Annotated in this window: 18 protein-coding genes and 2 other RNA genes; 18 read left to right on the plus strand and 2 right to left on the minus strand. The window is 40.8% G+C overall.

Annotated elements, in window-relative coordinates:
* Positions 1-46 precede the first annotated feature (46 nt).
* The 3 genes from guaA (at position 47) to ssrA (ending at position 3,934) form a co-directional block, all read left to right on the plus strand.
* Positions 47-1,609, plus strand: coding sequence for a glutamine-hydrolyzing GMP synthase (gene guaA / locus HXT60_RS01930; protein ID WP_013399520.1), 1,563 nt, complete (start codon positions 47-49; stop codon positions 1,607-1,609).
* Positions 1,610-1,699: 90 nt separating this feature from the next.
* Positions 1,700-3,382, plus strand: a complete 1,683-nt coding sequence (locus HXT60_RS01935; RefSeq protein WP_421791409.1) for an alpha-amylase — start codon at positions 1,700-1,702, stop codon at positions 3,380-3,382.
* 155 nt (positions 3,383-3,537) lie between these two features.
* Positions 3,538-3,934, plus strand: a transfer-messenger RNA (tmRNA) gene (gene ssrA / locus HXT60_RS01940).
* A 238-nt stretch (positions 3,935-4,172) separates the two neighbouring features.
* Here ssrA and HXT60_RS01945 read toward each other — a convergent pair.
* A complete protein-coding gene (locus HXT60_RS01945) occupies positions 4,173-4,919 on the minus strand; it encodes a Panacea domain-containing protein (protein WP_004112525.1) in 747 nt (248 codons plus the stop codon).
* A 370-nt stretch (positions 4,920-5,289) separates the two neighbouring features.
* Between HXT60_RS01945 and miaA the strand changes: the two genes are divergently transcribed.
* From miaA to HXT60_RS02020, 15 genes are all read left to right on the plus strand, one after another.
* On the plus strand, positions 5,290-6,279 hold the full coding sequence (miaA, locus tag HXT60_RS01950; protein ID WP_004115519.1) for a tRNA (adenosine(37)-N6)-dimethylallyltransferase MiaA: 990 nt from the start codon (positions 5,290-5,292) through the stop codon (positions 6,277-6,279).
* 151 nt (positions 6,280-6,430) lie between these two features.
* Positions 6,431-7,432 carry a cation diffusion facilitator family transporter gene (locus HXT60_RS01955; RefSeq protein ID WP_004115518.1) on the plus strand — a complete coding sequence of 334 codons (1,002 nt, stop codon included), beginning with the start codon at positions 6,431-6,433 and terminating at the stop codon, positions 7,430-7,432.
* A 68-nt stretch (positions 7,433-7,500) separates the two neighbouring features.
* On the plus strand, positions 7,501-8,466 hold the full coding sequence (locus HXT60_RS01960) for a TrmH family RNA methyltransferase (protein ID WP_004115517.1): 966 nt from the start codon (positions 7,501-7,503) through the stop codon (positions 8,464-8,466).
* A 60-nt stretch (positions 8,467-8,526) separates the two neighbouring features.
* Positions 8,527-9,594, plus strand: a complete 1,068-nt coding sequence (gene pheS, locus HXT60_RS01965) for a phenylalanine--tRNA ligase subunit alpha (RefSeq protein ID WP_004112530.1) — start codon at positions 8,527-8,529, stop codon at positions 9,592-9,594.
* Positions 9,595-9,599: 5 nt separating this feature from the next.
* Entirely contained in the window at positions 9,600-12,224 is a 2,625-nt protein-coding gene (gene pheT, locus HXT60_RS01970) for a phenylalanine--tRNA ligase subunit beta (RefSeq protein WP_415706637.1), read from the plus strand.
* 194 nt (positions 12,225-12,418) lie between these two features.
* Entirely contained in the window at positions 12,419-13,042 is a 624-nt protein-coding gene (locus HXT60_RS01975) for an arginine repressor (protein WP_004115512.1), read from the plus strand.
* A gap of 285 nt (positions 13,043-13,327) precedes the next feature.
* The gene (locus HXT60_RS01980) at positions 13,328-14,542 is read left to right on the plus strand and encodes an argininosuccinate synthase (RefSeq protein ID WP_004115510.1); all 1,215 of its coding nucleotides are present in this window, start codon (positions 13,328-13,330) and stop codon (positions 14,540-14,542) included.
* A 30-nt stretch (positions 14,543-14,572) separates the two neighbouring features.
* A complete protein-coding gene (gene argH, locus HXT60_RS01985; RefSeq protein WP_421791272.1) occupies positions 14,573-16,078 on the plus strand; it encodes an argininosuccinate lyase in 1,506 nt (501 codons plus the stop codon).
* A gap of 66 nt (positions 16,079-16,144) precedes the next feature.
* Positions 16,145-17,464 carry a tyrosine--tRNA ligase gene (tyrS, locus tag HXT60_RS01990; RefSeq protein WP_004112539.1) on the plus strand — a complete coding sequence of 440 codons (1,320 nt, stop codon included), beginning with the start codon at positions 16,145-16,147 and terminating at the stop codon, positions 17,462-17,464.
* Between the two features lie 83 nt (positions 17,465-17,547).
* The gene (locus HXT60_RS01995) at positions 17,548-19,092 is read left to right on the plus strand and encodes a tetratricopeptide repeat protein (RefSeq protein WP_248903165.1); all 1,545 of its coding nucleotides are present in this window, start codon (positions 17,548-17,550) and stop codon (positions 19,090-19,092) included.
* A 98-nt stretch (positions 19,093-19,190) separates the two neighbouring features.
* On the plus strand, positions 19,191-20,288 hold the full coding sequence (locus HXT60_RS02000; protein ID WP_116437188.1) for an HAD-IIA family hydrolase: 1,098 nt from the start codon (positions 19,191-19,193) through the stop codon (positions 20,286-20,288).
* Between the two features lie 38 nt (positions 20,289-20,326).
* Complete coding sequence (locus HXT60_RS02005; RefSeq protein WP_004112542.1) at positions 20,327-21,106, plus strand: TlyA family RNA methyltransferase; 780 nt, start codon at positions 20,327-20,329, stop codon at positions 21,104-21,106.
* Between the two features lie 108 nt (positions 21,107-21,214).
* A complete protein-coding gene (locus tag HXT60_RS02010; RefSeq protein ID WP_004112543.1) occupies positions 21,215-22,243 on the plus strand; it encodes an NAD kinase in 1,029 nt (342 codons plus the stop codon).
* Between the two features lie 9 nt (positions 22,244-22,252).
* Entirely contained in the window at positions 22,253-24,031 is a 1,779-nt protein-coding gene (recN, locus tag HXT60_RS02015; protein ID WP_004112544.1) for a DNA repair protein RecN, read from the plus strand.
* Positions 24,032-24,095: 64 nt separating this feature from the next.
* Positions 24,096-24,794: an HAD family hydrolase gene (locus HXT60_RS02020; protein WP_020760152.1), complete on the plus strand. Its 699-nt coding sequence runs from the start codon at positions 24,096-24,098 to the stop codon at positions 24,792-24,794.
* Here the strand turns inward: HXT60_RS02020 and rnpB are convergent.
* Positions 24,793-25,164, minus strand: an RNA gene (gene rnpB, locus HXT60_RS02025) — RNase P RNA component class A. The genes HXT60_RS02020 and rnpB overlap by 2 nt on opposite strands.
* Positions 25,165-25,193 lie beyond the last annotated feature (29 nt).

The following is a 25,193-nucleotide window of genomic DNA, read 5'->3' on the forward strand; positions in this document are numbered from 1 at the left end:
AGTGATAAATAAGGAATATATAAGAAGCGTGTAAATAAGGAGAATCATGGCAAAAGGTCCGGTACTTGTAGTTGACTTCGGTGCCCAATATGCCCAGCTAATCGCTAGAAGAGTGAGGGAAGCAAACGTTTATTCGGAGCTTGTTCCACACTCTATGCCTGTAGAAGAAATGCTGGCAAAAGATCCAAAAGCCATAATTCTCTCTGGCGGGCCTGCTTCCGTTTATGAACCAGGAGCGCCAAAAATTGACACAAAGATTTTTGAAGCAGGAGTTCCAGTGCTCGGAATTTGCTACGGATTCCAAGTTATGGCTCATGAGCTTGGCGGAGTCGTAGACAAAGCCGCATTGGGTGAGTATGGAAAAACGCATGCAACTATTGATGAAGCAGAAGGATTGCTTGCTAATTCTCCATTAGATCAAAATACTTGGATGAGTCACGGAGTGGCAGTTAAGAGCGTGCCAGAAGGATTTGAGGTGCTTGCTCACACTCAAGGTGCTCCAGTTGCAGCTATGCAAGATAAAAGTCGCAAGCTTTACGGAGTGCAATGGCATCCAGAAGTCAAGCATACGCCTTTAGGTCAAAAGCTGATTTCCACATTTTTGCACGAGTGCGCAGGATTGGAAAATGATTGGAATCCTTCGAATATTATAGAAGATCAGGTTGCAAAGATTCGCGCTGAAGTTGGAGATGCACAAGTTATTTGCGGACTTTCTGGAGGAGTCGATTCCGCAGTTGCAGCAGCACTGGTACATAAAGCAATCGGAGATCAGCTCACTTGCGTTTTTGTAGACCATGGCCTTCTCCGTAAAGGCGAAGTTGAGCAAGTGAAGCACGATTTTGTTGAGGCCACTGGAATCAAGCTTATTGCAGTGGATGCAGAAGATGACTTTTTAGATGCGCTTAAAGGCGTGAGCGAGCCAGAGCGCAAGCGCAAGATTATTGGCGAAAAGTTTATTCGCACATTTGAAAAAGCGCAACGTCAAGTTATTGAAGAAGCTGGAAAATCTGGAGCAGAAGTTAAGTTCCTTGTACAAGGCACACTTTACCCAGATGTTGTGGAATCTGGTGGCGGAGACGGTGCTGCAAACATTAAGTCGCATCACAATGTTGGCGGCTTGCCAAAGGACTTAAAGTTTAAGCTTATTGAGCCTTTACGCACTTTGTTTAAGGATGAAGTTCGCGCAATTGGTACGGAGCTTGGGCTTCCAGACGCTATTGTGTGGCGCCAGCCGTTCCCAGGCCCAGGATTGGGAATTCGCATTGTTGGCGAGATTACTCGCGAGCGTTTAGCTGTTCTTAGAGAAGCAGATGCGATTGCGCGCGAAGAGCTTTCGGCAGCTGGATTAGATCGCGATATTTGGCAATGCCCAGTTGTTCTTTTGGCAGATGTTCACTCTGTTGGAGTTCAAGGAGACGAGCGCACATATGGATCTCCAATCGTGCTTCGACCAGTAAGTTCTGAGGATGCTATGACTGCTGATTGGTCGCGAGTTCCTTACGATGTATTGGCAAAGATTTCTACTCGAATCACAAACGAATGTCGCCAGATTAATCGCGTTGTGTTAGACGTTACATCTAAGCCGCCTGCCACAATCGAGTGGGAATAGATGGTTCTAATATAGTGAGGTAGAATCTAGCTCTAAAAAGAATAAAGTAAGAACAAAGCAAAGCCGCAATTCTTGCAGGAAGGAACAATGATGATCCACGGCATAGAAGTATTTACGAGCTTCAATAAAAAGGCGCTTGTAAAGTTAAAGTTTGTGTTGGCAAGAGTTGCGGCTATAACATCTTGCGTCGCTATGATTTTGGCGGGAGCAGTAGTCGCAAGCAGCCCAGCGATTGCAGATGAGGGTGCAAAATCATCTCAAAAAACTACACAAAAAGGTGTAATCGTAACAGCGTTCCAACAAAATTGGAGAAGTATAGCTAAGGAATGCAAAAAAACGTACGGCCCAGAAGGCGTAAAGTACGTACAAGTATCACCTCCGCAAGATCATATTAAAGGTGACCAATGGTGGACAAGCTATCAACCTGTAAGCTATAAGCTAAATTCAAAACTTGGCACAGAAGACGAGTTTAAAAAGATGATTACAACGTGCAAAGCTTCAGGTATTGGAATTATTGCAGATGCGGTAATAAACCACACAACTGGTTTTGCAAACAAAGACACTGTTGGCGTTGGTGGAAGCAAGTATGATGCTGCAAATCAATCGTTCCCAGATGCTGGATATACAAAAGACGATTTTCATAAGTCAACAGAAAATATCAACACGTATCGAAAAGCAGAAATCGTTTGGACGCATCGACTTGTTGGACTATTGGATTTGGACACTTCTAATCCTCATGTGCAAAAAACTTTGGGAGAGTACTTTGCGCATATGCTAAAGCTTGGAGTTGATGGGTTTAGAGTTGATGCTGCAAAACACATGTCTCCGCAAGATGTAAAGGGCATAAAAGATGCAGCTGCAGAGGCTGCTGGAACAACGCCAGATAAGATTTGGTGGATGCAAGAAACAATAGGGTTTTCTGAGCAAGACCCTAGAATTCAGCCAGACCAATATTTGCAAACTGGTGAAGTGAATGAATTTGAGTACTCTTATAGGCTTAGAAACTATTTTTATGGGTCTATTGAGAATCTTAAACATATCACAGATAAGTTAATTCCAAGCAAAAAAGCTGCGATTTTCGTTACAAATTGGGATACTGAGCGAGATAATGCAAGCAGAGTTTTGACGTATAAAGACGGTAAAAAATACGAGCTTGCAAACGCGTTTATGTTGGCGTATCCATATGGAACTCCAAATGTGTTTTCTGGTTATGAGTTTACAAAACGAGATGAGGGAGCACCTGGAGCTACGCAAACTTCAATTCCTGATGTGAGTTGTGCAAAGGATCCTAAGTGGCAATGCACGCAAAGGCTAACTTCGATTCGCGGAATGATTGGGTTCTACAACGCCGTTAGGGGCACTAAGGTTACTAATTGGCAAGATGATGACGATAATAACGTTGCATTTAGCCGAGGAAACAAGGGTTTTCTTGCGATTAATAATACGGAAGAGCCGCAAAAAGTGAGTTATAAGACTGACTTGCCAGATGGTGAATATTGCAATGTTTATGAGTCTAAAGATTGTACTAAAACTGTGAGCGTTAGTGGCGGAAAAGTAAAGACCACTGTTGATGCGGAATCTGCTGTTGCTCTTCATGTTAATGCTGTAAAAAGTCTTGGAAATGCTAGAGCTAGAAACGTTACAATATTTATTTGCGTGTTTGTTGCGTCAATTTGTACGTTTGTTGTTAATAGAAGATTTGTTGAAAAATCGAAGAAGCTTGCCAAAGGCAATAGTGATGGTGTTAAAACAGGTGAGACTAAAGGTAAGTGATTCTGGAATAAATCTTTAGGTGAGCTTTAGTTGAGCTTTAAGTGATTCTGAAATAAATCAATATTCTAAAACAGGTTGACTCTGTTAAAACGTTTATTTATAATGATTATTCTGGCTTTATGCCAGTATCTAATTGATAGTTTGATAAATCAAAAGGGGTCGATCGGTTTCGACGGTGATCTGTTCGCCGCGGGGAAGCGTGCCGAGAATGCGAAAGTCCACTCGTAAACGTCCTTTCGCAAAAGAATAAGTGCTAAATCTAATCGCACTGAGTTCGCTCTTGCTGCCTGAGCTTCGCGCCAGGATTAACCAGTGAGCAGCTGCTCCGTTTACCCACTCACGTCTTCGGAGTGGTGCTAAACGTCATTAGAAGACTTGCTTGAATTGCCGAGCTGCAGGGTAGTTCAGGGACTTTTACTGTAGATATGCTCGCCATGAATTGTCTGCGATAACATGGGGGCAGAAAAACTGCCGAATGGCCAGCAGGCTACGCACGTAGAAGACCGAGGGTACGGTTTCCGGACCGGGGTTCAATTCCCCGCGGCTCCACAAACGCAATAACGCCACTGCTCAAACAGTGGCGTTTTTTGTAGCAAATCCCAATGTTTTCAACGCCTTTAGCATAGAACAGTGGGCGTTGTTTACCGCTTGCACACAAGTATGTACGATATGTGATATAGCACATACAACAGACGGAAATAATCAGAGCAAAAGCTCTAGGTATAAGATCTAGAGCTTTTTGATTTTCCTATGCATACTTATTTGCGCCGTATGTTTTGACCTATACCACTTATTTATTTTTATTTTTATCATTAATATCATTGTTTATGTAGTCAACAAAATGTCGTGCTGTAATACGAACAATGTTTTCATCAAAATAAATTTTATTATTTTTAAGCCCATTCAATATGCTTAATTTTTCTCTTAAAATTTTTTCAGCCCGTCTTATTCTTCTAACTTTTTCATCTTGATTATATTGATTAAATTTTTCAATTTGTTCAGAAATTATATCTTGTATGTCTTTTTGTAGTTCTTCATCATCTTTTCTAAATTCTTTGCTTCGTGTTGTTCGTGAATTCGTATTAATTACTGGATGTTTTACGTAATAATCATGAATAATTTTCTTAGATATTTCTACTTCATTAGCCTTATTTGGTAATATCCCTCTGCGTGCATCAATCCATGGCATCTCACTGCGGGCGCGATTTTCTAGTTCTTCAATACTAAAATCAATTAAAGCGTCGCAAACGTTATAGATAGTGAGTAAATTAGAATAAGTAAGATGATTTTTAAGTTCATAAGGTCCTAGAACAATATCTTTACATTCTATAAAAACATCATTAATTCTGTGCATCTTAAATAAATCTAGGCATACTGGACCGTTGCGCCAAGCCTGAAAATTGTTATAGAACAAAGGAGAATTAGTGGATGCTAGGTTATAAGCTTGGCAATAGTAAGAAAGTAATTGTAAGCGATTAATATTCATTTTCCCATAACGTTTTAAAATCGCATATGCTACATGAGAAATAGTAATCATATCTATTCTCCATCGGTGCAGAAAAGACAACAAAATGATTAACGTAAAACCAAATAGAATCCTTTTATAAATCACGTTGAACGAATAATTTTAGTTGTAAAATGCACGAACACGTGTAAACAATAAAAATCATTCGGTTTTAAGTTAGCGAAAACGGTACCATATAAAATAAAACACATCAACAATAGCGCGTGTCGTCCTCAATGGGGATTGTAATACAGTGTGGTAATCAACTACTGCTTTGGTGTCGAAGCAAAATCTCCTACTACTTTTATTGACTTTTATGTATGTTTGATTGTGTAAATTTGTAGAAAAGATTCTTCTTTAAGGTTGATTTTAGTTCGTTTAATATGATTATTAGGAGCGCATTGTGTGCAAACCGCCGAAAGTGATTTCGATTGTAGGTCCAACAGCATCTGGCAAAACGAGTCTTGGTATTGCAATTGCAAAGAAATTTGCTGAACGTGGTGTAAAAGCGGAGATTATAAACGCAGACGCATATCAAATGTACCGTTATATGGATATTGGTACAGCAAAAGCCACTAAAGAAGAGCAAAGCGAGATTAAGCATCATTTAATAGATATTATTGATCCAGAAGAATCCATGAGCGTTGCAAAATTTCAAACGCTTGCTAGGCAATGCATACGCGATTTGCAAGAAAAAGGTATTCGCCCAATTCTTGTTGGAGGCTCTGGTCTATATGCACGTGCGGCTGTAGATGATATAACTTTTCCAGGTACAGATCCTAATATTCGCAAAGCTTTGGAAGATCGTGAAAAGTCGCAAGGAGCAATGGCTCTTTTTGAAGAGTTACAAAAACTGGACCCTGTGGCGGCTAAAAATATGGATCCAAGAAATTCGCGCAGAACAATTCGCGCTCTAGAAGTTATTGAGTTAACAGGAAAGCCGTATTCTGCTACTCTGCCAAAATACAAGTATTTGATTGATTGTGTGCAAATAGGATTGGACTTAAACAGAGAAGATTTGGATGCGCGAGTGGAGCTTCGCACAAAAATGATGCGCGAGCAGGGTTTTGTAAACGAAGTTAAAGAGATTCGCTCAAGGCTTGGTGTTACTGCGAGTAGAGCTTTGGGATACAAGCAAATAATGGACTATTTAGATGGCTTATGCAGCGAAGATGATGCTTTTGCTGATATTGCTCAGAAAACTAAACGTCTTGCTAGAAAACAAATGGGTTGGTTTGGAAGAGATTCGCGTATTCATTGGGTTAATGCTTTGCAGCCAGATGTGGTTGATGTCTCAATGAAGATAATTAATGCTGCTGATAATGGCGATTTTAAAGATGATTTGATTGCCGAATCAACTTCCCATCATCTCGGCGCGTTAATTGACGAATAGTAATAATAGAATAAGTTTTTAGATAATTAATCTTTAGATGTTTATGCGTGAACCCTAGCTTAGGCTGGGGTTCATTGCGTATAAGGCATATTGGGAATGATATTGAGAAACGATATCGAGATACTTATTTGTATGAACATAGGAGATTTGTGTGAATAATCATCATTTGTCAAACTCTTCCAGTGAAATCTTAGAGAAGAATGATTTAAGTACTTCTGGAACTAATGCCGCTTCTTTGCAAGATGCTATTAAAGCAAGTCATGCGCATCAGCATAAGCTAACTATCACTTTGGCTTTAACGTCTATTGTATTCTTGGCAGAAGTAATTGGATCTGTTTTAACAAATTCACTTTCTTTGTTAATTGACGCAGGACATATGTTAACAGATATTTCTGTTTTAGCTGCATCTACGGTTACTGCGATTTTGATGCGCAAAAGACCTAATGCAAAGCGCACTTGGGGTTGGGCTAGGCTAGAGGTAATTACTGCTGCTGCTGGTGCTCTTGTTCTACTTTTTGTTGGCATTTATGCGATTGTGGAATCTTGTATGCGTCTTTTTGGTGTAAATCATAATGGAATACATGATGTAAATCAGCTTCTTTTCTTTGGTATTCTTGGTTTGCTTGCAAATCTTGCTTCTCTTGTAATTCTTGTTTCTCAATCTAAAGACAACATGAATATGCGAGCAGCCTTTTTAGAAGTAATGAACGATGCTTTGGGATCTGTTGCTGTTGTAGTGTCTGCTGTAGTAATGATGAGTACTAGTTGGAATGGATTTGATGCTTTAGCTGGCGGGATTATTGCAATTTTGATGATTCCTAGAGCGTTACATTTGCTTAAAAATGCTGTAAAAGTTTTGCTTGAGCAAACGCCAGAAGGATTGGATATAGAAAAAGTTCGCGATCATCTTGAACACGTTCCTCATGTTCTTGCTGTTCACGATTTGCATGCAAGTACTGTTTCTACAGGAATGCCTATTTTTATGGCACATGTTGTTGTAGAGCGCGATTTAACAATGGATCAGTGTGCTGATATTTTAAGCCAGCTTCAAGATTGTTTGCGTGAGCATTTTCCAGTTTCTGTTTCGCACACCACATTCCAACTAGAACCTGAAGGATATACCACTCAAAGTTCGTCGGAACATCATGAGTAGTTTCGTTGAGTAGTTTTGTATTGCAACATTTACGCGTGTTGTAACTATATGTAAAGTAGAGTGATATTATGCCGTTAAAAGAGTTAATAGACAACGCGCATAGCGATCGCGTTAAGCGTATTTGTGCAATAAGTCGTGCAAAATCGCGAGTGGATGGGCGCTTTTTAGTAGAAGGTCCGCAAAGTGTTAGGGAAGCGGTAAGGTACGCGCATAAATCGATTTTAGACATTTACGTTTTGCAAGATGCTGTTAATAGTGACTACATTGATGTCAATTCTTTTAAAAATCTTAAAAATGGCATTTTGCAAAATGGATCTTTAGAAACGATAAGCAAAATTGTTGACGAATCCTTAAAAAATCAGTGCTATGTGCACCCTGCAACAGCAGAAGTTATGCATAAGATCAGTACGGATTGTCAAGGGATTGTTGCCGTTTGTGATTCTACTATTTTAGATAAAGAATTTATAAAAGAATTTAATAGTATTGGGGTAGAAAGCAAATATAAGTCTGGTTTTGCTTATGATCCTATATTGATTGCAGCCTGCTGGCAGGTAAGAGACCCTGGCAACGCTGGTGCGATTATTCGCGTTGCAGATGTAGCTGGTTGTAGTGCCGTTGTTTTTGTTGACGATTGCGTGAATCGTTTTAATTCAAAGCTTGTTCGTTCTACTGCAGGCTCATTATTCCATTTGCCAGTAGTGACAATGAGTGAGGATGATTGGTTTGATTGGACAAAGTCATTAAAAATAAGGGTTATTGCAGCTGATATTTATGGAACGGAAAATAAAAAACCAAAGTCTTTTGCAAATCTTCTAAAACCACTAAGTGATGATTTAAATAAAGGATATAACGAAGGATCTAATGCAATATTATTTGGAAACGAAGCCAGAGGATTGCCAGAAGAAATATTAAATAGAGTAGACGAAATATCGGTAATACCTATTTACGGAAAAGCAGAATCAATGAACTTGGCAACCAGCGCTGCAGTAATGCTAATGGGCTTGGCTATGTCTAGTCATGAGCGAAAAATGTAGATTTGAGACGTTTTTTGAATGCTTCACAAAAGTACACATAACACGGATAGGAAGGGTGCTGTGGCAAGTAGTAAGCCGTTCGACTCGAAGGCAATTACAAAGGTAGTAAAAGAGGGTATAGCTTGTGTTCAAGCCGCTAAAACAATGGAAGAGTTGAAAGCGGCAAAAACTAAGTATGCAGGAGCTCAGTCTGCAATGACCCTTGCCAGCAAGTCTATTGGAAGTCTTCAAGTAGAAGAAAAGAAAGAAGCTGGCAAGATAATGTCGGCTTTACGCGCTGATTTTGGTCGTGAATTTGCAGCAGCCCAAGAGCGTATTAAGGCTATTGAAGAAGCTAATATGCTTCAAAAAGAAACAGTCGATATGACCTTGCCAATAAATCGTAAGCCGCTTGGCGCTCGCCATCCGATTGCGCGTATTATTGAAGACTTTGAAGACTTCTTTGTGTCTATGGGTTGGCAGATTTCTGCAGGACCAGAGGTAGAAACAGAGTGGTTCGATTTTGACGCGTTGAATTTTGGTCCAGATCATCCTGCTCGTCAAATGCAAGATACTTTTTATGTGCAAGGTAATCAGGCAAAGGATGCTGCAGGATTTGTTGGATCTAACATGGTTTTGCGTACGCAAACTTCTTCCGATCAGGTTCGTGCGTTAATTGAGCGAGGAGTACCTCTGTATATTGCGTCCCCAGGCCGAGTATTCCGCACGGATGAGCTTGATGCAACGCATACTCCAGTCTTCCACCAGTGCGAAGCTTTGGCAGTAGATAAACATTTGAGCATGGCTGATTTAAAGGGTGTTCTTGATCGCCTTGCTGTTGCAATGTTTGGTCCAGATGCAAAAAGCCGTTTGCGCCCAAGCTACTTCCCGTTCACGGAGCCTAGTGCGGAGTTGGATCTTTGGTTCCCAGATAAGAAGGGTGGCCCAGGTTGGATTGAATGGGGCGGATGCGGAATGGTGAATCCGAATGTTCTTAAGTCTGCAGGCTTAGACCCAGATGTTTATACGGGATTTGCTTTCGGTGTTGGCTTGGAGCGCACTTTGCTGCTTCGTCACGATATTAACGATATGCACGATTTGGTTGAAGGCGATAAGCGCTTCAGTGAACAGTTTGTGATGGGAGAGTAGTACTCATGCCAATGGTAGATATTGACTGGCTTAAAGATCATGTTGAAGTGCCAGAAGGTTTGACTTACGAGCAGCTTGCTAAAGATTTGGTGCGAGTTGGCTTAGAAGAAGAAGAGATTCACGACTCTCAAGTTACAGGTCCTATTGTTGTAGGATACGTCGTTGATGCTACTCCTGAGCCGCAAAAAAATGGCAAAATTATTAATTGGTGCCATGTTGATGTTGGAGATAAATACAACGAGGTAGACGAAAATGGTAATAAGGTTCCTCGTGGAATTATTTGCGGTGCTCCAAACATGGCTGCTGGAGAAAAAGTTGTTGTAACTCTTCCTGGGGCAGTTTTGCCTGGCGATTTTAAGATTGAGCCTCGCAAAACTTACGGCCACATTTCTAATGGAATGTGCGCATCCGAGCGCGAGCTTGGTTTGGGAGATAGCCACGATGGCATTATTTTGCTTCGCGAATACGGTTTCTCTAAAGCTGAATATGATGCTTTGAAACCTGGAGACGACGCAATGTCGCTTCTTCACTTAAACAAGCCTTTGCTGGAAATTAACATCACTCCTGATCGTGGATATGCTTTCTCTTACAGGGGTGTTGCACGCGAATATCACCATTCAACTGGTGCAACTTACACTGATCCAGTAATTGAACTTAATGATAAAGCTGATCAAGTAGTTTCTATGTCTGATGGAGCTTCTAAAGATATAGAAGTTAGTATTGAAGATAATAATCCTATTCATGGTGTTGTTGGATGCGACCGTTACTACGCTCGCGTTGTTAGAAACTTTAATCCAGATTCTTCTAGCCCTAATTGGATGCGTAGGCGTTTAACTCGTGCTGGAATGCGTGGTATATCTCTTGCAGTAGACGTTACAAATTACGTAATGCTCGACTTAGGTCAGCCTCTTCACGCTTATGATTTAGATAAGATTGAAGGTCCTATTGTTGTTCGCCGCGCTAAAGCTGGAGAGCATTTAACAACTTTAGATGGCAAAGACAGAGAGCTTAACGTTGAGGACTTGCTTATTTGCGATTCTCCAAAGGGAAATCACGGTTCGCGTGTTCTTGGACTTGCTGGAGTAATGGGCGGAATCTATGGAGAAGTAACGAGCGAAACGAAGAATATTCTTGTTGAAGCTGCACACTTTGACCCCGTTTCTATTGCACGTACAGCTCGTAGACATAAGCTTCCAACTGAGGCATCTCGCAGGTTTGAGCGTGGTGTTGATACTGCTTTGCAGCCAGCAGCTGCGCAAATGGCTGTTACAATGCTCAGCGATTTTGGTTCTGGAGAGCCTTCTAATACGCCTACAGACGTAAACAATACTGTTGATAGAAGTGTTATTGTTTTCAAAGCTAGCGAAGTAGAGCGTGTTTCTGGCTTAAGCATTGATTTGAATAGTATTAGCGATATTCTTACGGATATTGGTTGCTCTGTTGCTGGCGGCGGAAACGGATCCTTCTCTGTTTTGCCTCCAACTTGGCGCCCAGACTTAAATGAGCCATGCGATTTGGTCGAAGAAATCGCGCGCTTGGTTGGCTACGATGAGATTCCTGTTAAGGTTCCAGCTGTTCCTGTTACTGGCAAAACTGGTTTAACGCAAGATCAAGCAACTCGTAGAGCTATTGCATATGAACTTTCTGAAATGGGCTTGATTGAATCTTTGAGCTACCCGTTTGTTGGTCAGGAAGATTTTAAAGCTTTCCGTGAAGACGTTGATTCTGTTGCTAAAGTCAGCGTAAAAATCGCAAATCCTTTGGCTGGCGATCGTCCTTGGCTTCGAAGGAATGTTCTTACCACTTTAGCTGGAACGGTTCGCAGAAATATTCGTCGTGGCTTAAGTGATGTTTCGCTTTATGAGCTTGGTCACGTGTATTTTGCGGATCCTAATGCTCCAGCTATTCCTGCTTTGCCTGGTTCGGTTCGTCCTACGGATGCTCAGCTTGCTGCGTTGGATGCAGGTTTGCCTGAGCAGCCTTTGCATGTTGCAGCTCTTTTAACTGGTAATGCTGAAGAAACAGGTTGGCTTGGAACTCATAGAGAAGTTGATTGGAGTGATGCTGTAGAAGCTGTTAATCGTTTAGGAAAGCGAATCGGCGTTGCTTTTGACGTTCGTCAGATTAATTCTGATGATGTTCCTGCTTCTTGGCATCCAGGTCGTACCGCGAAGGTGTATATTCCTGTTGATGGTGCCGACGATGTTGAAATTGGTATTGTTGGAGAGCTTCATCCTCAGGTTGATGAGAATTTGGGTTTGCCAAAGCACTCTGCAGCATTCGAGCTTGATTTGAGCGCATTGTTTGATGCTATGCAAGTTAAGCCTGTTCAGGCAAAACCTGTTTCTACATTCCCTCCTGTTAAGCAGGACTTTGCGTTTGTTGCTCCTTCTTCTTTGACTGCTCACGATTTAAAGGAAGCTATTGTTAAAGCTTCTGGTGATTTGCTTGAGTCTGTAGAGTTGTTCGATGTTTATGAAGGCGAACAACTTGGAGAAGGGCTAAGATCTCTTGCTTATTCTGTAACATTTAGGGCTGCTGATAGAACGCTTTCTAGCGATGATATGGAAGCGGTTCGAGAGGCTATTACAAAGTCTGCTCAAAAATTGCATGCAACATTGCGAGTATAAGTTCGAGTATAAGTTACAGAGTTGCGTTTTTTAAATTGATACGGCTGAATGATTAGTATTATCTGGTTGTTCAGCCGTATTTTTTGGTAAATAAAATAGTATTTATGGCTTTGTTAAAATGTATATATTCATGAATATATTTATGTATTCATGTATATTAGATTGGAGTGCTCTTTAGAAAGGTATTGCCAATTATGGTTGAGTCTAATAGGAAGTCAAATAATTTTAGTAGCGATGATGCGCTTAATCATAGTTATGTGAATGAAGATAATAATTTTGACGATGCTTTTGATGATAATGACGATTTTGGTTCTATTGAATCCGCTGGAAAGCAGCGTCCTACGACTAAAGCTGCACGTTTAAATGCGATTGAACAGGCGCTTTTAAGTGAGGTTATTACTTCACAGTCTCAGCTTGCTAAAGTTTTGGCTCGTCATGGTTTTGAGGTTACTCAAGCAACTTTGAGTAGAGATTTGGATGAAATAAATGCGGTTAAAATTCGTCTTACAGACGGCAGAATTGCTTATGTTCTAGGAGATGGAACTGGTAATCGTCACGCAATGGATACCGTTAGGATTGATCAACAGGTTGCTAGGACTCTTTCTGGTCTTATTACAGAAGTTGGATTTGCTAATAATATTGTTGTGATTCACACTCCTTCGGGCGCTGCTCAATATGTTGCAAGTGTTATTGATAGGCAGCCTTTAAAAGGTATTTTAGGTTCGGTTGCTGGCGATGATACAGTGCTTATGGTTTGTGTTTCTAACGAAGAAGCAGAAGATAGAGCTAATTGGATGCTTTCAGTTGCATCTAGGTGATTTTGTATTAGTTTATTCATTTTATAGTTATATTTGTGTCTAATATGCATCGATGGATGTTGAATTTATAATACTTGCTGCAAAGACCACAGTGTTGTGGTTTTGCACTTTGTTATAGTGTAATCAATTGCATAAGTATTATTTTTATTGTCTTATTTTTTTAAATATTATTTTTCGGAATGTAATAAAAACGTTGTATTTCTAAGCGTGTTGAGATTTTATCTATGGTTGTATAATATACTATATATCGTTTATTTATTCAATATATGACCTTGGGAGGTCACTATGACTAGTAAGAAACGTATTGTATTGGCGTATTCGGGTGGCCTCGATACATCTGTAGCTATTCCGTACCTTAAAGAGCAAACAGGTCAAGACGTTGTAGCTGTGTCACTAAACGTTGGTCAAGGTGGAGAAGCGCTCGAAGTTATTAAAAATCGTGCTTTGGCTTGTGGTGCTGTTGAATCGTATGTAGTTGATGCTCGTGAAGAATTTGCGGATAACTATTGCATGCTCGCATTAAAAGCAAATGCAATGTACGAAGACGTGTATCCTTTAGTTTCCGCGCTTTCTAGGCCGCTTATCACTCGTCACTTAGTTCACGCAGCGCACGAATTTGATGCTGATACAATCGCACACGGTTGCACTGGCAAAGGAAACGATCAGGTTCGTTTTGAAGTTGCAATCCAGTCTTTGGATCCAGATTTAAAGGCAATTAGCCCAATTCGCGATTTGTCGCTTACTCGCGATGTGGAAATCGCTTTTGCAAACGAGCACAAGCTTCCGATTACTCAAAGCAAGAAAAGCCCATATTCTATAGACCAAAATGTTTGGGGAAGGGCTATTGAAACAGGCTTTTTGGAAGATCCGTGGAATGCTCCAACCGAAGAATGCTACTCTTACACAAAGAATCCTTTGGAAGCTACAACTCCAGACGAAGTTACAATCACGTTTGAAAAAGGTATTCCAGTTGCAATTGACGGTCATAGCGTAACTCCATTGCAAGCAATCGAAGAAATGAACAAAAGAGCTGGGGCACAAGGAATCGGTAGAATCGACATTATTGAAGATCGTCTAGTTGGCATTAAGTCTCGCGAATTGTACGAAGTTCCAGGCGCGCAAGCTTTGATTACGGCTCATCAAGAGCTTGAGAATTGCTGCTTGGAGCGCGAACAGCATAGGCTTAAGCGTGCTCTTGATAAAAAGTGGGCGGAATTTGTGTATGACGGCCAGTGGTTCTCGCCAGTTGTGCGTTCTTTGAACGCGTTCATAAACGAAACGCAAGAGCATGTTTCTGGCGATATTCGCATGACTTTATACGCTGGAAAGGCTGTTGTAACAGGCAGAAAGTCGGATGAGTCTTTGTACGACTTTAACTTGGCTACTTACGATTCTTCCGATACTTTCGACCAGCGCGCTTCCAACGGATTTATTGAAATCTACGGATTGTCTAGCAAGGTTGCAGCGGCTCGAGATATGCGCGTTGCAAAGAACAACTAACAAGAGGAAAGCAGAAAGAAGAATATAACTATGCACGATGCAAATGCCAACGCAAATGCCAACGCAAACCATCCAATAGCCTTGTGGGGCGGACGTTTTAGCTCAGGACCTTCCGCAGAGCTTGCAAAGCTTAGCAAATCAACTCAATTTGACTGGCGATTAGCGGATGACGATATTGCAGGATCTCGCGCTCATGCGCATGCGTTGCATCGTGCAGGTTTATTAACAAATCAAGAATACGAGGATCTTCAAAAAGCTCTAGACGAGTTGCAAAATCGCGTGGATAATGGCACTTTTACGCCAATTGAAGAAGACGAGGATGAGGCAACTGCATTAGAGCGCGGTTTGCTTGAGATTGCAGGAAACGAACTTGGAGGAAAGCTTAGAGCCGGACGCTCTAGAAACGACCAAATCGCAGCTTTAATACGCATGTTTTTGCGCAGACACTCGCGCGTTTTGGCTGCTCTCGTGTTAGATGTTTGTAATGCTTTAGTTGCTCAATCTTTAGAAGCAAAAGACGCTGTAATGCCTGGTCGTACTCACATGCAGCATGCTCAACCTATTTTGCTTGCACACCAGCTAATGGCTCATGTTTGGCCGCTTTTGCGAGACGTAAATCGCCTTGCGGACTGGGATTTGCGCGCAAACGAAAGCCCATACGGAGCAGGGGCATTGGCTGGCAACACTCTTGGGCTAGATCCCGAAGAAGTTTCTAAAGAACTTGGTTTTTCTGCTGTCTGCGCGAATTCTATTGATGCTACAGCAAGTAGAGATATTGTTGCGGAGTTTTCATTTATTGCAGCCATGATTGGCGTTGATATTTCTCGTTTAAGCGAAGAGATTATTATATGGAATACTCAAGAATTTGCGTTCGTAACTTTAGACGATGCTTATTCTACTGGATCTTCTATTATGCCTCAAAAGAAGAATCCAGATATTGCGGAGCTTGCTAGAGGTAAAGCAGGACGATTAATCGGAGATTTAACTGGATTAATGGCCACTCTTAAAGGTCTTCCTACTGCTTATGCAAGAGATTTGCAAGAAGATAAAGAGGCAGTTTTTGACCAAATTGACACTCTAGAAGTTCTGCTTCCAGCATTCGCAGGGATGGTTAGAACAATGCAATTTAATATTGCTAGGTTGCGTGAACAGTCTGCTACTGGTTTTGCCTTAGCTACAGATATTGCAGAATGGCTTGTAAAACAAGGTGTTCCATTTAGAAATGCGCATAAGTTATCAGGATTATGCGTAAAACGTGCTGAAGAACTTGGTGTGGATTTAGACGTTTTAAGTGATGATGATTTTGATAATATTCTGAATGATTTTGTAGATCGAGCCGATATTGAGAATCTTAAACTTGTTCTTTCTAGTGATGGATCAGTAGCTTCTAGATGTGGAAAAGGTGGAACGGCTTTTGTTCGCGTAAAAGAACAAATTACTCAAGCTCAGCTTGCGATTGATGAGTATAAGAAATTTTCTGAATCTGTAAGTGATGGAACTGCTTATAAGAGTGTCGCCCTGTGCTGCCAAAATTGAAAGGCTTGGATTGCGCTTTTAGCGCCCGATGCCTAGGTAAGTTTTGGCAATAATAAGGAGATACGAATGGCTCAGGTCAGGAATTACAAGGAAGCTGGATTTGCTTCCTTGTTTGAAGAGCTAAAGTGGCGTGGATTAATTTCACAATCTACTGATGAGCAGCAGCTTGCTCAAGCGCTTGACGGAGAACCATTAACGTATTATTGCGGTTACGATCCTACTGCTGCTTCATTGCATATTGGTAATCTTGTTCAGCTTATTAATATGCGTCATTTGCAAGCTGCAGGTCATCATCCTATTGCGTTAGTTGGTGGTGCTACTGGTTTGATTGGTGATCCTCGTCAAAGTGGAGAACGCACGCTTAATTCTAAAGATATTGTGGCTGGTTGGGCAGAGCGCTTACGCAAGCAGATTGGCAGAATTTTGCCTCTTGATGGTGAAAATCCTGTTCGTTTTGTTAGCAATTACGACTGGGTTTCTAAGATGTCTGCTATTGACTTTTTGCGTGATGTTGGTAAGAATTTCCGTGTTGGCACAATGCTTTCTAAGGATATTGTGGCTCGCCGCTTAAACTCCGACGAAGGAATTTCTTTTGCTGAGTTCAGCTATCAGGTTTTGCAAGGAAACGACTTCTTGTACTTGTTTGATAATTACAATGTTACTTTGCAACTTGGCGGATCTGATCAGTGGGGTAATTTGACTTCTGGCATGGACTTGATTCGTAAGGTTCGCGGAGCTTCTGTGCACGTGTTTACAAGCCCGATTATTACGGATAATCAAGGTCGTAAGTTTGGCAAGTCGGAGGGTAACGCAATGTGGCTTGATCCTACAATGCTTAGCCCTTATCGCTTCTATCAGTTCTGGTTTAATCAGCCAGACGATGAAGTTGTTAAGCTTCTTAAAGCTTTTACGTTCTTGCCTAAGAGCGAGATTGAGCGTTTGAACAAGCAAATTCAAGAAGACCCAGGAAGTCGTGAAGCTCAGCGTGTTCTCGCTTGGGAAGTTACAAGCTTTGTTCATGGTGAAGATGTTACGAATCAGGCTATTGCTGCTTCTTCGGCATTGTTTGGTAAGGGTGATTTAGACGCTATTGATGCGCAAACTCTTGAAGCTGCCTTGGATGGTGTTAAGGTTAAGGCGCAGGATGGTAGTTTAGAATTTGCTAAAGCAAATAGTGGTGATCGCGTTGTTGAAGCTGCTGTTGCTGCTGGATTGTTCCGCACAATTTCTGAAGCTCGTCGTGCTATTGAAGCCGGTGGTTTGTACGTTAACAATAATCGAGTAGACAGTGTCGATGACATTTTGAATGATAATTCATTCTTGCATGGTCGTTTTGCTTTGATTCGTAGGGGCAAGAAGGCTATTGGCGCTGTTGAGCGTGCTTAGTTTTTTAAGCGTGTTTGATTTGTTTTTAATATTAGATTTTTAGTATAATTTTATATTTTTAGAATTTGAAAGGTATGCCAATAATGGGCGAAGAACGCGGATCGCGTAGTGGTAAGTCGTTTGGTAATCGTGGCCATTTTAGCCGTCAAAATGGCGGTAAAAATGGTGGAAACGGCGAGCATCGTGGCGGATTCCATAAGGGTGGATTCCACAAAGATGGTGGCAGAAAGTTTAATCACCGTGATGGCGAACGTAGATTTGAGCACAATGATCGCAGATATGATGATCATAAGAACGGTCGTCGTGACGATTTTGAGCGTGATTCTGGTAGTTCAGAAGGTTTAAGACGCAATGGATTCCACAAAGGTGGATTCAATAAGAGCGGTTTTAAGAAGGATAACGATCGTAGGTTTAACCATCGTGATAATGATCATAGGTTCAACCGTGATGATCGTGATAACCGCAGTGATCGCAGATTCGATAGAAAAGATAATCACGAAACTCGCAGAAATCGTGGTTTTGATGCCAAGTCGGAAGAAAATGGCAATCCAAGGTACAAGAAGTTTGATCGTGATAATCGTGGCGAGCGCAATGATCGCCGCTTTGAAGATAATCGCGGTGGCTTCCACAAGGGTGATTTTAAGAAGAATGATTCTAGAAAGCGCGATTCAAAGTCGTCTTTCCGCTTTGAAAATGGTCCTCGTAGAAACTCGGATGGAACTGTTTCTTACCCATCTCAAAACCCTTATACTGATAGGCGTCCAGGCGAACCTAAGATGCCTAAGGGCTTAGAATATTCCATGCTTTCTAAAGAATCTCGTGAGCGTTTGCGCGGTCTTTCTAAGGAACATTCTGAAAATATTGGTTTGCATATTCTCGCAGCTTATGCTTTGCAAGAAGAAGATCCAGAGCTTGCATTGGAACATGCAAAGTGGGCTGCAAAGCAGGCATCGCGTATTGATTTTTCGCGCGAAACATTAGGATTTATTGCATACCGTCAGGGTGATTACAAGCTTGCTGCGCGCGAGTTTAGAACAGCTATGCGAATGAATGGCTACATGGATTATCTTCCATTTATTGCCGATTGTGAGCGCGGTATGGGCAACCTTGATAAGGCTTTGGAAATCTGCATGTCGGATGAAGCTAGAAGGGTTACTGGCGAAGTCAAGGCAGAAATGTTCCTTGTGTACGCAGGTGTTTTGGCAGATACAAACCATTCGGATAAGGCTATTGAGCTTGTTCACGCAATGGGTAGGTCTAAGGGTTTGCCTGGCGAGTATAGAATGCGTGCAGTTCAGGCGGAACAGTACTTCCTAGAGGAGGCTGGGCGAAGTGATGAGGCTATTGAGCTTGACTCTTTGCTTGACCGTTTAGAAGAGCAATACGCAGATATTGAAGACGAAGAAAATCCAGAAGATGTTGTGATTGATTACGATTTGGAACATCTTAATGACGCGATTATGGACGAAGTTGGCATTAGTGAAGATGATGCGCAATTTGCTCCAGATGATGATTTGGAAGATGATTCAGATGATTCGTATGATTCGGATGATTCAGACGATGATTCACAAATCGCAGACAATACTGAAACTATAGAGATGAGTGCAGTTAAGTCTGAAGAGGAATAGTACAACCATATTTTCTAAGCCCGGCTTCTGTATTATGAGAGTATAGTAAGCCGGGCGTTTGCTACTTTGATATTTTTAAAATCATGTGGGGATATTCTATGCAACTTGATGAACGAACGAATTTTTCAAATAGTAAATCTGCGTTAAGCAAGAATTTTCGCTTAGCTTTGCTTGACTTAGACGGCGTAGTGTATAGAGGCGGAAAATCCGTTGAATATGCTGCTGAATCAATTGAAAATGCTCAAAAAAATGGCATGTTTATTGAATATACGACTAATAATTCTTCTCGTTTTCAAGAAGTTGTAGCAAGTCAACTAGAAAGTTTCGGCTTAAAAGTAGAGCCGTGGCAGATTATAACTTCTTCTGTTGTTGCAGCAAGAATGGTTGCTCGCTACGTTCCGAGAAATTCTAATGTTTTAGTGCTTGGAGCCGATCATCTCGTACAAGAGGTTCGTAGTGCTGGTCTTAATCCAGTAAAGTCTTGTAAAGACAATCCAAAAGCTGTTATCCAAGGCTGGTATCCGCAAATGACTTGGCAAGAAATGGCACAAGTCGCTTTCGCAGTAGAGCATGGAGCTAAGTATTTTGTTACTAATCGCGATTTAACAATTCCACGTGAGTTCGGTATAGCTCCTGGATGCGGTTCTATGATTCAAGCTGTAGTAAATGCAACTGGAGTTGAGCCTATTGCTTCTGCTGGAAAACCCGAGTGCGCAATGTATGACGAAGCGAGATTGTTGGTTGCTGCAAATGCAAATCACAATGATGAAGATGTTAAAGAATATGCAGAAAAAGATGAGTTTGGGAATCCTGTAATAAGTATTTCGCGTTCGCTAGCCGTAGGAGACCGATTGGATACAGACATCGAAGCTGGTACCAGAGGGGGATATGAGTCTCTTCTAGTGCTTACTGGTGTCACCAATCCGCGTATGTTGCTTGAGGCTCCAAAACACTTGCGACCAAGCTTTGTTTCTAAGGATTTAAGAGGACTAAACGAGGCTCATGAGTCTCCAAAGCGTGTTGACGACGTTACATTTGTATGCGGAACTTCTAGAGCACAAATTGTTTGTAATTCTATTGAAGTAAACAATCCTAATGATTGCAACGCTTTGCGTGCTGCTTGTGTGCTCGCTTGGTGTTTAAAGGATAGTGGAAAATCGCTTGAAGACTACATTCTTCCAGAGTTTTCTTTATGAATATATGAGTTTGCATATGTGTGTATGAGGATTTTTCAATGTCTGACGGAGATGATTTAGTTCAGCGATTAGATTGTGAACTTGTAAATCGCGGATTAGTGAAAAGTAGAACGACAGCTCAGCGTTTAATTAAGTCTGGGTTAGTAAAAGTAGATAATCGAATTGTTTATAAATCATCATTTTTAGTGGAAAAAGCGCAAGAAATAAGTTTTGATGAATCAAAAAAAGAAAATTCTTGTCTTAAATATGTTTCTAGAGGAGCACTCAAATTAGAAGGTGCGTTCTCTTTATTTGAAGATTTAGGATTAAAAGTTTATTCAAATACTAAAGCGCTAGATATTGGTGCTTCAACTGGCGGTTTTTGCGATTATTTGTTGCAAAATGGCGTTAATCGCGTTATTGCTTTAGACGTTGGACACGGTCAATTGCACCCAAAGATCGCAAGCGATCCGCGCGTTATCGAAATGAGTGGCGTAAATATTAGAAATGTTTACGCGCAAGATCTGCCTTACAAGCCTAATCTTATAGTCTCAGATGTTTCTTTTATATCTCTTACTTTTGTTATTCCAGTAATCGCGCGTATTGCGCAAAACAACGCGAATATTGTTCTTCTTGTAAAGCCACAATTTGAAGTTGGTAAAGGAAATCTTGGAAAAGGCGGAATTGTAACAGATAAAGACCTAAGACTTAAAGCATTAGAAAATATTAAAGAATGCGCTAAAAATAGTGGTTTAAAAGTTGTTTCAACTCATGAATCTCCTATAGAAGGAACTCATGGAAATATTGAATATCTTCTTTATGCGCAATTTAATAGTTAAAAATAATTATTTGATAAATATTTTTTACATAAGCAGTACAATGCGCAATATGTAGTGCAACAATTACAATATTTATTGTTATTTGCAAAACCACAAAGGGGCTGTGTTATGCCAGAACTTTTAGTAGATGATGATGCTTCTTATGCTCGTCGCGCTCTGGTAGTTACGCATGCGCGTCTTGATAGTCACAGTGCCGTTGTAAATCAAGTTACCACGCAGCTTAGTAGTGCTGGTTTTCATGTAGATGTGTTTCATAGTGCTGCCGTATCTGATTTTGCGCAAAAAACAGCACATGTTATTGATGAAAACACAGAGATTGTTGTTGTGCTTGGTGGAGATGGCACAATGCTTCAAGCTGCAGAATTGGTGCATTGCACTCCTGTTCCAATCATAGGTATAAATCTTGGTCATGTTGGATTTTTGGCGGAATTTGAAAGCTTCCAAATAGATGAGGCTATTAGAAGAATTGCTCAAAAAGATTACTTTTTAGAGCATAGGATGGAAGCTCATGTAGACGTTTGGCTTCCTGGAGCGAGTGAGCCTTTAAGTGATTGGGCGCTTAACGATATTACTTTAGATAGGGCAGATCGCGGTAGAATGGTGGAGCTTTCGATTCGCGTTGATAATGTTGAAATGTCGTCTTTTGGCTGCGATGGTGTTATTGTTTCTACTCCTACTGGTTCTACTGCGTACGCATTTTCGGCAGGAGGTCCAATCATGTGGCCAAATGTTGAGGCTTTGCAACTGGTTCCTTTGGCTGCACACGCGCTTTTTTCTAGACCATTGATTATCGGAGCAGGTTCAACTTTTACTATTGATATTTTGGAAGATTCAGCTTCTGGTGGTTGGATTTGTTGTGATGGTAGGCGTCAAAGGGCTTTACCGCAAGGCTCTAGGATTCAAATTCGTCAGTCCAAAGATGAGCTGTTTTTAGCGCGTCTTTCTGGTGTTCCATTTACGCAAAGATTAGTTACTAAGTTTGATTTGCCTGTAGTTGGTTGGCGCGAAAATCGTCGTAAAAAGTCTTCCAAACCTAAGGAATATGAGGCTAATCTGCATAATGAAACCGATAGGAATTATGAAGATGTTCCAAATGTCTCAAATAACTACCATAACCCTAATAGCTTAAACTCGTAGGGGGCATCCTTGCTTGAAGAATTAGAAATTCGTAATTTAGGACCAATCTCTCACGCGGTTATTACTCCCTCATATGGAATGACTGCTATTACTGGAGAAACAGGGGCTGGAAAATCTATGCTTCTAAGCGCTATAAGACTTATATCTGGAGGAAAAGCTGATTCTTCTAGAATTGCATCTTTTGCGTCAGAATCATGGGCGCAAGGCGTTTTTTCTGTTTCAAAGTCAGGAATTGTTTCTAATCTTTTGCAAGAATCTGGGATAGATGTTGAAGAATCTGAAGGCGATGATTCTAAAATAGATGTTTATGTATCTCGTACTGTTCCAAAATCTGGTAGGTCTAGGGCGGTAGTATCTGGTTGTTCTGTTCCTAAGACTTTGCTGGATAAAATTTGTTCGCAAACAATAACAATTCATGGGCAAAGTGATCAGTTGCGTATAGCAACAAGTGCAAAACAGCGTGAGTTCTTGGACTCAATTTCTTGTGATTCAAAAGAATTACAAGAATATTCTGTGGCATTTAAAGAATGGCAGGATTCTGTTGAATCTTATAACAGGCTTATAAATCAAGAATCTTCTTCTAGGCAGCGTGCAGATTATTTGCGAGAATCGCTAGAAAAAATTCGCCAAATCGATCCAAAACGGAATGAAGATGAAGAGCTTAAAGCTAAAAGAGATCGCATAGAAAACGCTGCTCAAATCGTTGGAGCTATTAGCGAAGCAATTTCTTCGTTAGACGCAAGTCAAATTGACTACGGCGCAATAGATTCCGTTGACGCATTACATTTGGTTGACAATGCATCTAAGGCAATTCGCTCGATTCGAGTTGATGGAGATTATAGCGCGATTGCAAATCAACTTGACGATATTTCTTCCCAAATTTCCGACATTGTTATGCAGCTCGCTCAGCAATTAGATGTTGATGAGAGTCAGGAAGATTTAGACGCTATTAACAATCGTATTCACGATTTAAGCGATTTAACACGCAGATGGGGTCCACAGATCGACGATGTTTTAGAGTGGGCTAAAAAGGCACAATTTGAGCTTGAAGATTTAGATGATTCACCTGAGGCTATTGATCGCGCTAAAAAAGCCTGTGATAAGTATTATTCTAATGCCAAAAATTTAGCGGATAAACTTTATGATTTGCGCAAAAGTGCAGCAGAAAAGTTTAGTTTTGAAGTTAGTAAAGAGCTTGAATCTTTGGCTATGCAAGATGCTCAGCTTTTAATCAAAGTTAATAGGCGTAAAGTAGATGAAACTGGAGTAGTTGACTTAGATTCTCATGGTTTAGACAACGTTGAGTTTCTTTTTAAGCCTTTCCCGTCGTCTGATTATTTGCCAATGGGTAGCAGTGCTTCAGGTGGAGAGTTAAGTAGACTTATGTTAGCTATGGAGTTGGTTGCGGCAAAATTCAATAACAGCGACTCTCATTCTATGACTTTTATTTTCGACGAGGTTGATGCGGGAGTTGGAGGAGTTGCAGCAGTGGAATTAGGCAAACGCTTAGCTCAACTTGCTAAAAGTTCTCAGGTGATTGTTGTAACGCATTTGGCTCAAGTTGCTTCTTTTGCTGATGTTCAATTTGTGGTTAGAAAAAGTTTTAGTGATTCATCGGTTTCTGGTGATTCTTCTAATGATTTTAACTCTTCATTAGTCGTAGATACTACTGTTACTAAGTTGGATGATTCACAGCGTGAGCAGGAAATAGCCAGAATGCTTTCTGGAAGTCAGTCGCAAGCTTCTTTAGAGCATGCTAGAGAATTGTTAAAAACAAGCAAAATTTAATCTAAAATCTGAATCTAATTCAAAGTAATTTTTATAAAACAGGATTAATATCAGGATTAATAATATGAGCGAAAATGTGTTAGTTGATAATTCAAATTGTGCAGCAATTTTTGATTTTGATGGTACTTTGCTTTACTCTTTACATGTTTGGGATGATATAGACGAAAAGAGTTTTGCTAAACGCGGTATTAAAGTGCCTGATGATTTTGCTGATTCCACTGCAACAATGACTCCTCGAGAAGTGGCTGATTATGTTATTGCACGTTTTGGTTTTACGGATTCTCCCGAAGATTTAATGCAGGAATGGAATGATATGGCTAATGAAGCTTATTCTAATCAACTGCTTCTTAGAAAAGGTGCAAAAATTTACGTGGATTATTTGCATAAAACAGGTGCAAAATTAGTTCTTATGACTACTCTTTCTAAATCTTTATGCGAATCATCTTTAAAGCGAACAGAATTATGGCAATATTTTGATTTGATGATTTTTGGTGAAGATTTACAATCAGATGGGAAAAATAGTCCTCAAACTTATTTAGATTTGTCCAATAGAATAGGTGTAAAACCAGAGTATTGCACTGTTTTTGAGGATTCAGCTATAGCTTTAAAGTCGGCTCGTTTGGCTGGAATGAAAACTTGTGGTGTAGCGGATTTAGATAATAGTGATTTAAATCCAGAATTTAATAATTGTTGCACAGTTTTTTGTGATTTTGATTTCGCTCCAAAAGTGTTATGCAAAAAACTAAGTGAAAATCAAAATTAAGTTGAGGTTTCACATACCCCGGGTTTTGTCGCGTGCAAAATGCACACGGATGACCATCCATCTCGATTTGACGTTACCGCCAAACTCTAGCAGTCTACCCGAAGACTTAGGCGAGCAGCCCTTAAACACCTTCTACTTGACCTTGCTCCCAATGAGGCTTGCCATGCGGCTAACTGTTACCAGAAGCCCGGTGGTCTCTTACACCGCCGTTTCACCCTTACCTAAACAAAAGTTTAGGCGGTCTATTCTCTGTTGCGCTATCTCTCAGGTTGCCCTGGGCGGACGTTATCCGCCATTGTGCTCTACGGAGCCCGGAAGTTCCTCAGCTACTCCGAATGAACATTGCAGCCGCGGTCATCGTGAAACCTCAACCTTCCCAATTATAACAGACGTTTTAAT

It is taken from the genome of Gardnerella sp. KA01002 (assembly GCF_049244015.1).
Lineage (GTDB): Bacteria > Actinomycetota > Actinomycetes > Actinomycetales > Bifidobacteriaceae > Bifidobacterium > Bifidobacterium vaginale.

Coding starts and splice junctions, on each gene's coding strand:
- guaA (WP_013399520.1), top strand. CDS start 47: ATGGCAAAAGGTCCGGTACTTGTAGTTGACTTCGGTGCCCAATATGCC.
- HXT60_RS01935 (WP_421791409.1), top strand. CDS start 1,700: ATGATCCACGGCATAGAAGTATTTACGAGCTTCAATAAAAAGGCGCTT.
- HXT60_RS01945 (WP_004112525.1), bottom strand. CDS start 4,919: ATGATTACTATTTCTCATGTAGCATATGCGATTTTAAAACGTTATGGG.
- HXT60_RS01960 (WP_004115517.1), top strand. CDS start 7,501: ATGCCGTTAAAAGAGTTAATAGACAACGCGCATAGCGATCGCGTTAAG.
- pheT (WP_415706637.1), top strand. CDS start 9,600: ATGCCAATGGTAGATATTGACTGGCTTAAAGATCATGTTGAAGTGCCA.
- HXT60_RS01975 (WP_004115512.1), top strand. CDS start 12,419: ATGGTTGAGTCTAATAGGAAGTCAAATAATTTTAGTAGCGATGATGCG.
- HXT60_RS01980 (WP_004115510.1), top strand. CDS start 13,328: ATGACTAGTAAGAAACGTATTGTATTGGCGTATTCGGGTGGCCTCGAT.
- argH (WP_421791272.1), top strand. CDS start 14,573: ATGCACGATGCAAATGCCAACGCAAATGCCAACGCAAACCATCCAATA.
- tyrS (WP_004112539.1), top strand. CDS start 16,145: ATGGCTCAGGTCAGGAATTACAAGGAAGCTGGATTTGCTTCCTTGTTT.
- HXT60_RS01995 (WP_248903165.1), top strand. CDS start 17,548: ATGGGCGAAGAACGCGGATCGCGTAGTGGTAAGTCGTTTGGTAATCGT.
- HXT60_RS02000 (WP_116437188.1), top strand. CDS start 19,191: ATGCAACTTGATGAACGAACGAATTTTTCAAATAGTAAATCTGCGTTA.
- HXT60_RS02005 (WP_004112542.1), top strand. CDS start 20,327: ATGTCTGACGGAGATGATTTAGTTCAGCGATTAGATTGTGAACTTGTA.
- HXT60_RS02010 (WP_004112543.1), top strand. CDS start 21,215: ATGCCAGAACTTTTAGTAGATGATGATGCTTCTTATGCTCGTCGCGCT.
- HXT60_RS02020 (WP_020760152.1), top strand. CDS start 24,096: ATGAGCGAAAATGTGTTAGTTGATAATTCAAATTGTGCAGCAATTTTT.